This is a genomic window from Tardiphaga sp. 20_F10_N6_6 (assembly GCF_052076045.1).
Taxonomy (GTDB): Bacteria; Pseudomonadota; Alphaproteobacteria; order Rhizobiales; family Xanthobacteraceae; genus Tardiphaga; species Tardiphaga robiniae.
This window is the reverse complement of the sequence record NZ_CP197239.1, coordinates 173583-185657: the sequence shown is the minus strand read 5'-3', so window position 1 is coordinate 185657 and position 12075 is coordinate 173583. Positions and strand designations below refer to the sequence as shown.

The window sequence follows — 12075 nt, the reverse complement described above, 5'->3', positions numbered from 1 at the left end:
CTTGCGCCTGCCGTTTTGCAGCACGCTGATGGCAATGGCGCTGGCCGCCAGTGCCGCCGCAACGCCGACTTATGCCACTGCTGCCACACTGGCCGGCCCTGGCGGCGATTATGCCATTTGCCTGAAAGGCCGCGGCACGAAGGCGATGGCCGCCTGCGACCGCGCCATCGGGCTCGACTATTACCGCGGCGGCGATCTGGCGGCGCTGCATCGCAGCCGCTCGCTCTTGCATGAGACCTATAGCGAAACGGATGCAGCCATCGCCGACGCCGACGCCGCCATCCGGCTCGAGCCGGACGACGCATCGGGCTACGCCATGCGTGGCCACCTCTGGCAGGTCATGAAAGTGTATGACCGGGCCATCGCCGATTTCAGCGCCGCCATTCGGCTGCGGCCCGACGATGCAGACTTCTACAAGGACCGCGGCAGCATCTGGTTCGACACCGCCAAGACCGACCAGGCCATCGCGGATTTCGATGCCGCGATCCGCCTCGCGCCGGACGATGCCTCCGCCCATGAGAGCCGCGCCCGGGCCTGGAAAGACAAGCACGATCTCGACCGCGCCATCGCCGATTACAGCGAAGCGATCCGTCTCGATCCCACCAATGCCGTGACAGTCTATTGGCGCGGCCGCACCTTTGACGACAAGGGCGACAGGGACCGCGCCATCGCCGATTTCGAGACAGCGATACGGATCAGCCCGGACTATCCCAGCGCCTATAACAGCCGCGGCGTCATCCACTACATGCGGAACGATCTCGACCGCGCCATCGCCGATTTCGGCATGGCCATCAAGCTCAACCCCGAGTCCGAGCTCTATCTGTTCAACCGCGGCGCGGCCCTGATCGACAAGCACGAGCCGCTGCGCGCCATCGCCGATTTCGATGCCGTGCTGACGCACACACCCGACAACGCCAAGGCGCTGTATTACCGCGGCGTGCAGAAACGCATGACGGGCGATGCCGAAGGCGCACTCAACGATATCGCCGAGGCCACCCGCATCGATCCCGACTGGGTCGCGGCGCAAACCACGCACTAGACGCCCTTGCGGGGAGCTGTAACGCGCAGCGCGATACGCGCCGATATCCGTCAGCGATCGCGGTGGACGTCCCAGTAATTGGTCACACCTTCGTCGTGATTCCTGCCGCTGGGCGGCGCCCGCGGCGTGTGCAGGAAGGCGCGATATAGAACGGCGAGGATTCCGATCAGCAGCAGCAGCGGCAAGATCCAGTCCGGCATCGGCATGTCCCTTCGTGTGTTACTAGGCCGCAAACAGCGGTTCCATCGGCTGGCCGTGGAGATCGCGCAGATCGTAAGCGGCGCCGAGCGTCACCAGCGCATGATGCAGCAGGCCGAACGGATCGGCGGGAATCCCGAGGCCGAGCTGTCGCTGCAGCAGCGGGCGATTGGTTTCGATGGCCGGATCGTTATCGATGGCGTCCGCGTCCAGGTCAGCGCCCTCGTCATCCAGCATTGCGCGCATCGCGGCCAGATCACCGTCGCAGCCCGATGCGATCTGTTCCCACCAGGGATGTTCGACAACGAGTTCGAGGAATTCCTGCAGGCTGGCGGCGACGATGCCGGCCTGCCCTTCGCTCGTCAGGTGCAATACATGCTTGATATCGCCGACCAGCGCGAAGACCCCGCCCGATCCGTTCTGCCCGACGACCTCGAATGGCTGCAGCGCGGTGACATCGATCCAGACCGGACCGTGGGATTGATTGTCCGTGACCGTGAATTCGAACGGCCACAACATGTCGCGCAGCGCCTGGCTGGCGCCGAGCATCGCCGGTGTCACAGTCATGGCGATCACTCCGTCCGCGTCGCCGCCGCGCGGCGCAGGCGCCAGAACCACACCAGCAGCAACCCACCAGCACCGATGCCGACAAGACCACCGATCACCAGTGCCTGCACGCGCTCAGTGCCGGATGACGACAGTGCCACGACCGCGCCGGCCACGAGGCAGGTCGCTCCTACAGCGTCCCCGACCCATGGCCATCGCGCTGTCACCCAGCCCCAGACGAGCTCGGCAAAAAATTCGACGACGGTTTCGATGATCGAGGACATGCCAGCGTGCCGGTTCAGTTGCGTTGCCGGTTAGGCGTCGCGGCGCGGTCTTTGGTTCAAGAGGTCATATCCGCCTCAAGGCGCCGGCGGCGCGGTGATCTCGATCAGCTCTGCCGGCCCGCCCGGCAGCGCGTCATCGAACACGCCGATCACCAGCCGGCCTGTCTTCCAGGCATAGGTGTCGAGATTGCTGCGGCCCTGTTTCAGCAGCGGCCCATCGGCATGGCGGTCATGGCCATGCACCACATGGCGCGCGCCCTCGCCGGCATCATGGCCGGATGCGTCATCATCCGCATAGCGCTTGGTCATCAGCAATACCGGGTCCTGCTGCGCCAGCGGCAGCGCGGGATCGACGCCGGCATGGACATAGATGCGATGCGCATCCATGTGCCACAGCGGGCGGCCATCGAGCCAGTCGATGTCATGCACCGGCACGTCGGCGATGTCGCCGCCATAGGAGGCCAGCGCGGTATCGCCGCCTTTCGTCATCCAGTTTGCCATCGCTACATCGCCGCGCAGCGCCGCCACCATCAGCGCATCGTGATTGCCCTTGAGCATCGCCAGCCGCAGGCCAGGTGCCACCCCTGCCCGCAGCCGCGCAATAACGCGGCGCGAGTCCGGCCCCTTGTCGACATAGTCGCCGAGCACGACGATGGTGGCTTCCTTGCCGCCCGCATGCGTCTCGATCCGCAGCAGTGCCGCATCGAGCAAATCGCGTCGGCCGTGCAGATCAGGAATGACGTAGGTGCGGGGCATCGCGCAATCATATCCCAACCGGCGCGATCTCTCCACCGGCGCAACTGGGCAGCGGTGATACGTCCCGTTCTCCGTCATTCATGTGACATGAGCCGCACGCTCCGTGCATTACCACAGAAAAAGCCCGGCACGAGGCCGGGCTCTTGCGTTTTCGGGAGAAGATTTCAGGTCATCAGTAGCGCGCAACCACCGGGCTGCCAAACTTGTAGTTCAAACCGACGCGCACGGTATGGAATGTGAAATCCTGCGAGATATTCTCGCGGTAGTTGAAGCCCGGCGGAGCGAAGGTGCTGCCCGGAATATAGGTCGAGTTATAGGAGATGCTGCCGAGGTCGGTGTAGAGATATTCGAGTTTCACCGTCCAGTTCGGCTGGAAGGCATGCTCGACGCCAGCGCCGACCGTCCAGCCGACCTTGGTTTCGCTGCCCGAGCCGGTCTTGTTGTAGCCATTGCTCGACAGCAGCGTCCAGCTGCCCTGCACATCGCCGACCGCCAGACCGCCGGTGGCGTACCACAGCGTATTGTTCACCGCGTAACCCAGGCGCGGACGCACGGTGGCGAACCAGTCGCTCTTGGTGGTCTCCGTGAAATTGCGGGTGATGAAGCCACCATTGAGGCCCGACAAGGCAATCGTCTTGCTCATGCCGGACGCGTTGATATCGGCCTCGAGGCCAAACACCCAGCTGCCGACCTGATAGTTGTAGCCGACCTGCCCACCGCCGACCACGCCCTGCGGGCTGTAGCGCTGGTTGCTGAGGCCGATCAGTTCGTTGCGGAAAGCAGGCGATTCAATGGCCCAGCTGCTGGTCGGATCGAGAACCGTATCGGCTCCGCTGCGACCGAAGCCGTAGCCGACATTGCCGCCGATATACCAGCCGGTCCAGCTGTAAACGGGATCGACCATCACCGGCGCTTTCGTGTATGGGCGCGGCGCCATATCAGCGGCCCATGCAGAGGTTGCGCTCAAGGCGAGAACCGAAGCTGCCAGAATGATCTTGTTCACGAGAATCTCCCAAGTCTGTCGTCTTATTATGTCAGCGATCCTAGGCCGCCCACGGCCCGAATGCTGTCACGCGACGGCAACACCCACGGTCAAACTCAACCCCTGATTGTGAACAAATGCGCAATACACTCCAGTACTGTTCGCGTCTGTCCATAACGTCGGGTGGGTCCGTCCGCACCGCTTGGAGAACGCGTTGCAGTCAGGCCCCTACCCCAGCCGGTCCCCGCCCTCCACCGGCGCATAGCCCACCGCTTCGCGTTTCTCGTTCAGCGTCAGGAAGTCCGCGCTGCTGACGCGCTCCCATAGCGCGGTGCGATCGGCGGCGAGCGCATCCACGCGGTCGGTGTCGATGTCGATGCGGATGCCGTCGCCGAACGCAGGCGCCAGCCATTGCGCCAGCGCGTTGCCGGTGCGCGCCGCCAGCGGCAGCACGGTCTGGCGGAAGAAACTGCGGTTGGCTTCCTGGAAATTCGCGAATGTATTGTCGCCGGGAATCCCGAGCAGCATCGGCGGCACGCCGAAGGCCAGCGCGATTTCGCGCGCGGCATTGTGCTTGGCGTCGAGGAAATCCATGTCCTTCGGCGTCAGCGACATCGCCTTCCAGTCGAGCCCGCCTTCCAGCAACAGCGGCCGCCCGGCATTGGCGGCGCCCTGATAATTGCCCTCGAGTTCGCGCTTGAGGCGATCGAATTGCGGCTCGGACAGCACCGATCCCTCCGGTCCCGCATAGACCAGCGCCCCCGACGGCCGCGCCGCATTGTCGAGCAGCGCCTTGTTCCATTTCGACGAGGCGTTGTGGGTGTCGAGCGCAGTCGCGGCGGCGTCGATCGGCGCCAGACCATAGTGATCGTCGAGCGGATGAAAGAAAGTCAGATGCAGGATCGGCGGTACGCCCGACGCCTGCTGATCGAAGCGCACGCTGCGGCCGCCGACGCTGTAGTCATAGGCCTCGGCCCAGCCATCGCTGCCAGGCACGACTTTCATGCGGTCCGGCCGCAGCGCGTAGAGTTCACGGACCTCGTGCTGCCGCACCTCGTGCTGCCGCACCTGCGTGTCGAGCATGACGGCTTCGACATAGGCGTTGCCGGCGAGCAGCAGATGCGCATAGAGCGTCTCGAAGAACACCCCGCCATCCTGCCGCGGATTCGGCCGCGTCAGCAGCTGCGCCAGCGGATGCGCCTCGCGCTCCTGTGCGCCGTCGAAGACGAGAAAGCTACACGCCGCGGCATTCTCCGCGATCAATCGCACGGCGCGATGCACGATGGCGTTGGAGAGATAGCCTTCGCGGGCGAGCGCCGCAAAATCCTTGGGTGTCCAGCGCGCACGCCCGCCGCTCTCGAATGCGAGCACGCGCGCGGTGCGCGACGCCTTCACTTCCGGCGCCGCCAGATAGGCTTTCAAGCGATCGAACATGATATGATCCAATTCAACTGTGCACGGGACACGAGATCACAACACCCTGATCCTTGGCCCATCCCCGCGCGGCACCAGCGCCAGCGAGGCAACCGCCCAGACCATGGCATCCAGCCGATCCGGCGAGTGCCCCGACGACAGCCCCGAACTTGCGAAGTCGCACATCTCGTCTTCCAGCGCGGCAAAACTGCCGGCATGTTTCACGCGGCCCTGCTCGTACAGGGTCGCCACCGGCTCGGCGCGCAGCCATTTGCCGCGCAAGGCGCGGACGGGCGTCACCGGCACGGTGTGATCGACTTCGTTGATCACGCTGCGCACCATCTCACCGCCCTGGTTGACTTCCACCACCAGCGCGTCGGCCTCCAGCTTGCGCCACAGCGCGATGGCCTTGTTGGCCCAGGCTGTCGGCGTCACTGACGATACGGTGTCATCGGCCATCACATAAACGATGCCATCCTCGGCGATCCCCGCTGCGACGATGCCGCAGGCATCCGCACGTTTGCCGGACGACACCGGCGGATCGACCGCCACGACGATGCGTCGTAGCGGCGGTACCTCGCGCACGCGGCATTGTTCGAGCAGCGCGCGCGACCACAATGCATCGGGCCGGTCCTCGATGATCTCGCCGTCCAGTTCCTGCCGTCCCAACCGCGTGCCAGCATAGCGATCCATCACGCTCTGCAGAAACGTCGGCGCGAGGTTGAACGCATTCACTACGGTTGCGGCGCGCGTCGTCACCGTCGTCCGATCGCCCATCAGGCGCTTCAGCAGCGCCGTCGGCCGCGGCGTCGTGGTGATCATCTGCCGCGGCCGGTGGCCCAGCCGCAGCCCGAATTGCAGCATGTCGAACGTGGCTTCGGCATAGCGCCACTTCGCCATCTCGTCGGACCATGCGCAGGAGAATTGCGGGCCGCGCAGGCTCTCGGGGTCCTCCGCGGAAAACACCTGAGCGACCGCGCCGTTGCTCCATTCCAGCCGCTTGCGCGAAGGCATCCAGACCGGGCGCTCGTGATCCGGATGCACACTGAGCAGCCCGGACACTCCCTCGATCATCACTTCACGCACGTCGTGTTCGGTTTCGCCAACAAGCGCAATGCGACGGGCTTTTTCGTGCGCCAGTGGCGCCTGACCGAGCGCCTGCGCACGCACCCATTCGGCACCGGCGCGTGTCTTGCCCGCGCCTCGTCCGCCAATCATGAGCCATGTCAGCCACGGCGCACCATTCGTCGCGATGTCAGGCGGCACCTGATGCGCATGCGCGAAGACATTCCAGCACTCACTCAGGAGGCCTCTCTCGCCCCGCGTCATTCCCGTCGACAGGAATTGGCGGTCGCCCGCCAGGCCGTCTTGCAAGACGTTCAGCAATGCGTCGACGGAGTTCGTCGAGGTCTCGGGGGCGGTCGTCATCTTCGGCGGGCCTCTGTTCGTTGCCGCCCTGCACTTTCTTCAGTTCGGTCAATGTGCGCGCTAGGGAAGCCAGCGTGCGGGCGCGGCGCTCAGCCTCTGTGCGCAACGCTTCATTCAAGCGCCGGCGGCCAACGATCTTCTGGATCGAATCGAGTTCGCGTTCGATGGCATGGGTAACGCGATCGGTCAGCGGTGCGTCAGGCGGAAAATCATTGAACCGATCGACGGCCGTTCGCCGTCTTGCACGCGGAGCGCTGGACCGCTTCTTGGCAACAGCTTTCATTGCGGCCGGTCGCTTCTTGATTTGAGTTTGAGGTATATCAACTTCAGCAGCAGATGCTGGTTTCGGCCTCCCCGGTCCGGCGAAGATTGTCGTTGCCGCAATCGTCCTCTTCCGGGCCGCTACGCTGGCCCGGATTTTTTCAGCGGCTGCTTCCATGGTGGCCGGGTCAACGGCGCTCCATGTTTTCTGTGAATTCTTTACTTTCGAGTTCTTGGAGCTCTTCTTCGCCGCCCTTGGTTTCCGCGCGGCCTTCACAACGACAGCAGCCCGCGCCGGCTTTCTCGCCGGGCGGGCTATTGGCTTTCTGACCATGTTGGGAACTCGTTGCTGTTGTCAGTCGATCGTGCCGGATTGTCCGAAAACTGATCGGCGGATCGCCGAAACCGATCACGTCCTGAAGAACACAAACCAGACCACGCCGAGGATCAGCACAGCGAGGCCGAGGCTGATCGCCAAAAGCGCAAGGATCGAGGGGCCCGGTTCGGCCTGGCGTGCCTCTGTCGCGGATTCGACGATCTGCTCTTTTTGCTTGGTTGCCGAATTCCTGATTGTCATGGCACCCTCGTTTGGCTTGCTGTTGGATGCCGATGAGATTCCTTGCGGCACCGTATGGAAAGCAACGCAGGATTTGGATCGATGTTCCGGGTATTCACCGCACACCGGGCTGAACAGCGCGGCGCAGATTCGCCGCCAATCAGCAGCGGCGTTTCCTGCGAACCCAATTGTGGAGCATGCCGTAAACCTACTTCGACAGCGCGACGCTGTCAAGGCTAAAAATCCTAGATTTTGAATTTAGTCCTTAAATTGGAATTTTGTCCGAGCGATCAACGCACTGGCTATCGCGGCGGCTGCGACCACGCCGCTCCCGGCGCTCCGGTGATCTTGCCGGGATAGTCGATATTGACCACGCAATTGCCGCGCAGGTCGGCCGCGGCCTGCAGACACTGCTGATAGTCGAAGAACCGGCAGATCTGCGGCACACTGCCGGGCCCGCGGGGGCCGCCGGTCAACACGCAGAACGGCGGAACACCGGAACGGCCCGCGACCGATGGCCGCGCCTGAGCAGAATCCACAGCCGGCAACGACGCCGACGCGATGGTAATCGCAGCCACAGCCCATACGAGCCCGCGAATTCTCATTGTCATCGATGCGTCCTTCACGAGCGGGCGATCACTCACCGAGCGCGCCGGCGACGTTGTGGCGCCGGTTCCGCAGCAGCTCCGGCGCGATACTCGACGTTGCCCACGCAGTTGCCTCGCGTACCGACGGCAGCATTGATGCATTGCTGGTAGTCAGAAAAGATGCAGTTGCTGACATAGGAGGATTCGCCGTTGGCGCCACTCTGGGCGATGCAGAATTGCGCACCAGCCGCCGAGGCCGGCGTCGCTCCCGCGAGGACGAATGCCGCAAATCCCAAACCGGCCAATGCCGAAAGCTTCAAACGCGAATTCAATGTCATGATGGTCATCCATATGAAAATGCGCAGGCTCGAGGCCCGCGCACGATCATATAGGGTGCAACACCCCAATCGATAGGACATTCACAACATTGCGTTTCGACAAGACAGCCATGTCTTTTGTCGATTGCAATGGCGGCGCGCCCGGCACCGGCCGGTCTTCGTTGCCCTATTTCAGCGAGGTATTGACGGCGGCGTAGCGCCCGTTCAGCGTGGTACCAAGGCCCTGCACAGCCACGATGATCGCGAGGCTGATGCCGGCAGCGATCAGCGCATATTCGATGGCCGTTGCACCGGACTCATCGTCGATAAATTTCGAAATCAAACGCAACACGGAAATCTCCTCATACGGCCGCGGATTTCTTCCACGCCGTCCCCTGAAAACTGAGCTCAACCTAAGCGGCAGAGGTTGCAGGAAGGTTCACCAACAGGCTCAATTATGAATTAATCATGGGGTAACCATGTGTGCGCTCGCCCGGAGCAGCGGGACTATCGTCTGCATTTCAGCTTGCACTTAACCAGAAGTGTCGAGGCTTGTCCCAATGGCATCTGAACCTGTCGCATGCAGCCAATCCGTCGCGGCGTTCATTCCCGAATTCGAACATCTTGTCGTAGAGGTCATGAAGGAGTGGAAGGTCCCGGGCCTCGCCGTCGCTATCGTGCAAGACCTGGAGGTTGCGTTCGTCGGGACCTATGGCCTTCGCGATATCGAAGCCGGCCTGAACGTCACGACGGATACGCAGTTTCAAATCATGTCGGTCTCGAAGTCGTTCGCTGCTACGGGCCTGGCTTTGTTGGTTGACGAGCGACGCATGGATTGGAAGAAGCCGGTGCGGGAATACATCCCGGAATTCCGGCTCTATGACGCCGTTGCGAGCGACCGCGTCACGGTGCGCGACCTGCTATGCCACCATTCCGGATTGCCACGTCACGACTGGATCTGGTTGCCCGGCGATCTGTCACCCGCCCAAATGCTGGCAGCGCTGCGCTATCTCGAACCGAGCGCCGACATTCGCAGCGCCTTTCAGTACTCGAACCTCGGCTACCTCATTGCGAGCATGGTGGCCGAGCGCGTCAGCAGCCAGAGCTGGGCCGAATTCATCCGCGCACTGACCGACAAGCTGGACATGAAGGTGACGTTTACTGTGGAGGAATTTGCCGCAGCCACCGACGCGGCCGCGCCCTACGGGATGATGGGAGACACTTGTCAGCGCACGAAACTCTGGCCCATCAGCGTGCCGGCTGCGGGCGGCATGAGCACGTCGATTGCAAGCTTCGCGAACTGGCTTCGTTTTCATCTCGGCCAGGGCTCGTTTGAAGGACAACGTCTTCTGTCATCCGGCTTGATACAGGAGCTCCAGAAGCCGCGGGTATATGTCGGGGCAACCGGCTTCGCCGAATACAGCGATGTGCATTACGGTTTCGGCTTTCGCTCGCACTGGTATCGCGGAGAGCGCGTCGTATGGCACGGAGGCGGCTTCACCGGCACGAACGCGCTGATGATGATGTTGCCCGATCGCGGCGTCGGTGTCGCGGTGCTCGCCAACAACGGCATGACTCCGATACTCGCTCCGCACATCCTCGCGAACTATGTCTTCGACCGCGTCTGCGGCAAGGAACCGGTACCCTGCTTCGGTCGCTTCCGCGAGCAACGCCGCAACTTCGTGACGCAATACGAGTCCTGGCTGCAGGCTGGGAAAGCCGCACCGACGCCGGCCACCGAGCCGCACCGTGACCTCGCGGATTATGCCGGTGACTACGAGCATCCGGGTTACGGCCGGATGACGATCACGCATGCCCAAGGCAAATTGCATTGGGCGTTTCGCGGCATGGCGGAGCCGCTCACGCATCGAAACTCGGACACGTTCGAGCTGCCAGAGACACCTGCGTCGCCCGGCGGCCTGATGCCGAGCCGGCTTTCCCTCTCATTTTCCGCCGGCGAAGACGGGAATATTGCGAGCGTGGCAGTCCCGCTCGAACCGCTGGTCAAGGACATCGCCTTCACACGCATTGCAGCGGGGCATGCCTGAAGTCGGATGACGGTTTCGCCCTACTCCGAAACCAGTGACGGCTTCGCCTTTGCCGGCCCGGCCAGCGGGCGTTCTTCCATCAGCAGCAGGAACAGTGTCGAGAGCGCCAGCAGGGCTGCCGCTGCTTCGAACACGTAGCGGAAGGCGCTGACCATATCGCTGGCCGCGATTGGATGCGTGCTGGCGGCATGTTCGCCTGAGATCGAGATGTCCGTGCCCAGCGCCATCAACAGGATGGTGGTGAAAGCAGCGACGGTGAACGACGCCATCAGCGCGCGGAAGAAGTTCATCGCGCCGGTGGCAGTGCCGATCTGCGGACGCGGCACGGCGTTCTGGATCGACACCAGGCTGACGGGAAACACCGTGCCAAGCCCGATGGAGAACAGGCCGAGCATCGTGAGCAGCGCCCAGAGCGGCAACGGCGTCATCAGCGCCAGCAGCAGACCCATCAGCGCCGACATAGCGGTGCCCGCGATCGCCACGCGCTTGTAGTGTTTCGCCTTGGTCATCATGTGGCCGGCAAAGGCAGCGCCGCCGACCGACACCGCCGCGATCGGGATCAGCGCGACGCCGGCCTCGCCTGCGGTCAGGCCGTAGACGACTTCGTAATACAGCGGCATGTGCACGGTCAGCCCGAGCATCGCGCCCATCGCGCAGCCGCCGGCGGCCATGGCGAAAGGCACCACCGAGCCGGACATCAGCGGCAACGGCAGGAACGGCTCGTCGTGATGGATCGCATGCCAGATGAAGGCGAACGCCATCACCGCTGCTGCGCCGATCATCGCGACGATGGTCGGCGACGCCCACGAGAATTTGGTGCCGCCCCATGTCAGCACCAGCATGAAGACAACGGCGGAGGCCATCAGCAGCATGCCGCCGAGCCAGTCGACCTTGCGGCGACGATGAAACACGGGAAGCTTCTTCATCTTCGGCAACAACAGCGCCAGCGATCCCACGCCAAGCGGAATGTTGATCCAGAAGATCATCGACCAGTGCAGATGTTCGGCGAACAGCCCGCCGATGATCGGGCCGCCGATGCCGGCCGCCACCCACACGCCACTGAAATAAGCCTGATACTGGCCGCGCTCACGCGGCGAGACCACGTCGGAAATCACCACCTGCACGATGGGCAGGATGCCGCCGCCGCCGAGGCCCTGCAGCGCGCGTGCGATGATGAGCACGATCATGTTCGGCGCTAACGCGCAGAGGATCGACCCGACCATGAACAGCGACATCGCGGTGATGATCATGGCGCGGCGGCCATAGATATCGCTGAGCGTGCCGAACACCGGCGCCACCGCGGTCGATGCCAGCAGATAGGCGGTGATGACCCAGGAGAGATTGTTCACGTCGGCGAATTGCCGGCCGATGGTCGGCAGCGCGGTGGCGACGATGGTCTGGTCGAGCGCTGCCAGGAACATGGTCAGCAGCAGGCTCATCAGGATGGTGCGGACTTCGGCGGGGGTCAGCGGCGCCTTCACAGTAGGCGCGTCGCCGGGTTCGATTACTTCTGTGGGGATCCGCGACAGTTCCTGCGCGATTTCGTCCGACAGGAGCTCATCCGACGAGATTTCCTCGGGCAATACCTGATCATCGGCCGCTGACCGGCTCTGTCGCTCGAACTTGTTCATGAAACTTCGGATTCAAAGGACTTGGGAGG

The 12075-nt window shown here is 63.3% G+C and carries 15 protein-coding genes; 3 read left to right on the top strand and 12 right to left on the bottom strand.

Annotation, left to right across the window (positions count from 1 at the left end; genetic code table 11):
- Positions 1 to 28: 28 nt before the first annotated feature.
- On the top strand, positions 29 to 1039 hold the full coding sequence (locus AB7813_RS00745; RefSeq protein ID WP_439083647.1) for a tetratricopeptide repeat protein: 1011 nt from the start codon (positions 29 to 31) through the stop codon (positions 1037 to 1039).
- Between the two features lie 50 nt (positions 1040 to 1089).
- Here AB7813_RS00745 and AB7813_RS00740 read toward each other — a convergent pair whose 3' ends face one another.
- From AB7813_RS00740 to AB7813_RS00705, 8 genes are all read right to left on the bottom strand, one after another.
- On the bottom strand, positions 1090 to 1239 hold the full coding sequence (locus AB7813_RS00740; protein WP_158596823.1) for a hypothetical protein: 150 nt from the start codon (positions 1237 to 1239) through the stop codon (positions 1090 to 1092).
- Positions 1240 to 1261: 22 nt separating this feature from the next.
- Positions 1262 to 1804 carry a hypothetical protein gene (locus AB7813_RS00735; protein WP_175367469.1) on the bottom strand — a complete coding sequence of 181 codons (543 nt, stop codon included), beginning with the start codon at positions 1802 to 1804 and terminating at the stop codon, positions 1262 to 1264.
- Between the two features lie 5 nt (positions 1805 to 1809).
- The gene (locus tag AB7813_RS00730) at positions 1810 to 2067 is read right to left on the bottom strand and encodes a hypothetical protein (protein WP_089267034.1); all 258 of its coding nucleotides are present in this window, start codon (positions 2065 to 2067) and stop codon (positions 1810 to 1812) included.
- A gap of 75 nt (positions 2068 to 2142) precedes the next feature.
- Positions 2143 to 2823, bottom strand: coding sequence for a metallophosphoesterase (locus AB7813_RS00725; protein WP_439083650.1), 681 nt, complete (start codon positions 2821 to 2823; stop codon positions 2143 to 2145).
- 172 nt (positions 2824 to 2995) lie between these two features.
- A complete protein-coding gene (locus tag AB7813_RS00720; RefSeq protein ID WP_231077348.1) occupies positions 2996 to 3826 on the bottom strand; it encodes an outer membrane protein in 831 nt (276 codons plus the stop codon).
- Between the two features lie 207 nt (positions 3827 to 4033).
- The gene (locus tag AB7813_RS00715) at positions 4034 to 5239 is read right to left on the bottom strand and encodes a phage portal protein (protein ID WP_439083651.1); all 1206 of its coding nucleotides are present in this window, start codon (positions 5237 to 5239) and stop codon (positions 4034 to 4036) included.
- Positions 5240 to 5275: 36 nt separating this feature from the next.
- The gene (locus AB7813_RS00710; RefSeq protein WP_439084243.1) at positions 5276 to 6547 is read right to left on the bottom strand and encodes a DNA-packaging protein; all 1272 of its coding nucleotides are present in this window, start codon (positions 6545 to 6547) and stop codon (positions 5276 to 5278) included.
- Positions 6516 to 7085 carry a hypothetical protein gene (locus tag AB7813_RS00705; protein WP_439084276.1) on the bottom strand — a complete coding sequence of 190 codons (570 nt, stop codon included), beginning with the start codon at positions 7083 to 7085 and terminating at the stop codon, positions 6516 to 6518. The genes AB7813_RS00710 and AB7813_RS00705 overlap by 32 nt, the downstream gene beginning before the upstream one ends.
- On the opposite strand from AB7813_RS00705, the gene AB7813_RS00700 reads away from it, so the two are divergent.
- Positions 7084 to 7719 (top strand): hypothetical protein, encoded by a 636-nt coding sequence (locus AB7813_RS00700; protein WP_439084277.1) that lies wholly within the window; start codon positions 7084 to 7086, stop codon positions 7717 to 7719. The two genes, AB7813_RS00705 and AB7813_RS00700, sit on opposite strands and share 2 nt — an antisense overlap.
- A gap of 46 nt (positions 7720 to 7765) precedes the next feature.
- Here the strand turns inward: AB7813_RS00700 and AB7813_RS00695 are convergent, their stop codons facing one another.
- The 3 genes from AB7813_RS00695 to AB7813_RS00685 all read right to left on the bottom strand — a co-directional run bounded on the left by AB7813_RS00695 (position 7766) and on the right by AB7813_RS00685 (position 8719).
- Positions 7766 to 8074, bottom strand: a complete 309-nt coding sequence (locus AB7813_RS00695) for a hypothetical protein (protein WP_439083652.1) — start codon at positions 8072 to 8074, stop codon at positions 7766 to 7768.
- A gap of 29 nt (positions 8075 to 8103) precedes the next feature.
- Positions 8104 to 8397: a DUF3551 domain-containing protein gene (locus tag AB7813_RS00690; RefSeq protein ID WP_439083653.1), complete on the bottom strand. Its 294-nt coding sequence runs from the start codon at positions 8395 to 8397 to the stop codon at positions 8104 to 8106.
- A gap of 157 nt (positions 8398 to 8554) precedes the next feature.
- Entirely contained in the window at positions 8555 to 8719 is a 165-nt protein-coding gene (locus tag AB7813_RS00685; RefSeq protein WP_093759013.1) for a Flp family type IVb pilin, read from the bottom strand.
- Between the two features lie 208 nt (positions 8720 to 8927).
- On the opposite strand from AB7813_RS00685, the gene AB7813_RS00680 reads away from it, so the two are divergent.
- Entirely contained in the window at positions 8928 to 10415 is a 1488-nt protein-coding gene (locus tag AB7813_RS00680; RefSeq protein ID WP_439083654.1) for a serine hydrolase, read from the top strand.
- 20 nt (positions 10416 to 10435) lie between these two features.
- Here AB7813_RS00680 and AB7813_RS00675 read toward each other — a convergent pair whose 3' ends face one another.
- The gene (locus tag AB7813_RS00675; protein ID WP_439083655.1) at positions 10436 to 12046 is read right to left on the bottom strand and encodes an MDR family MFS transporter; all 1611 of its coding nucleotides are present in this window, start codon (positions 12044 to 12046) and stop codon (positions 10436 to 10438) included.
- Positions 12047 to 12075: the final 29 nt, after the last annotated feature.

What these genes read in the sequence shown, in the direction of transcription:
- AB7813_RS00695 (WP_439083652.1), bottom strand. Translation starts at nt 8,074, where the DNA reads ATGACAATGAGAATTCGCGGGCTCGTATGGGCTGTGGCTGCGATTACC.
- AB7813_RS00675 (WP_439083655.1), bottom strand. Translation starts at nt 12,046, where the DNA reads ATGAACAAGTTCGAGCGACAGAGCCGGTCAGCGGCCGATGATCAGGTA.
- AB7813_RS00740 (WP_158596823.1), bottom strand. Translation starts at nt 1,239, where the DNA reads ATGCCGGACTGGATCTTGCCGCTGCTGCTGCTGATCGGAATCCTCGCC.
- AB7813_RS00745 (WP_439083647.1), top strand. Translation starts at nt 29, where the DNA reads ATGGCAATGGCGCTGGCCGCCAGTGCCGCCGCAACGCCGACTTATGCC.
- AB7813_RS00710 (WP_439084243.1), bottom strand. Translation starts at nt 6,547, where the DNA reads ATGACGCGGGGCGAGAGAGGCCTCCTGAGTGAGTGCTGGAATGTCTTC.
- AB7813_RS00725 (WP_439083650.1), bottom strand. Translation starts at nt 2,823, where the DNA reads ATGCCCCGCACCTACGTCATTCCTGATCTGCACGGCCGACGCGATTTG.
- AB7813_RS00735 (WP_175367469.1), bottom strand. Translation starts at nt 1,804, where the DNA reads ATGACTGTGACACCGGCGATGCTCGGCGCCAGCCAGGCGCTGCGCGAC.
- AB7813_RS00680 (WP_439083654.1), top strand. Translation starts at nt 8,928, where the DNA reads ATGGCATCTGAACCTGTCGCATGCAGCCAATCCGTCGCGGCGTTCATT.
- AB7813_RS00700 (WP_439084277.1), top strand. Translation starts at nt 7,084, where the DNA reads ATGGTGGCCGGGTCAACGGCGCTCCATGTTTTCTGTGAATTCTTTACT.
- AB7813_RS00730 (WP_089267034.1), bottom strand. Translation starts at nt 2,067, where the DNA reads ATGTCCTCGATCATCGAAACCGTCGTCGAATTTTTTGCCGAGCTCGTC.
- AB7813_RS00690 (WP_439083653.1), bottom strand. Translation starts at nt 8,397, where the DNA reads ATGACCATCATGACATTGAATTCGCGTTTGAAGCTTTCGGCATTGGCC.
- AB7813_RS00705 (WP_439084276.1), bottom strand. Translation starts at nt 7,085, where the DNA reads ATGGAAGCAGCCGCTGAAAAAATCCGGGCCAGCGTAGCGGCCCGGAAG.
- AB7813_RS00715 (WP_439083651.1), bottom strand. Translation starts at nt 5,239, where the DNA reads ATGTTCGATCGCTTGAAAGCCTATCTGGCGGCGCCGGAAGTGAAGGCG.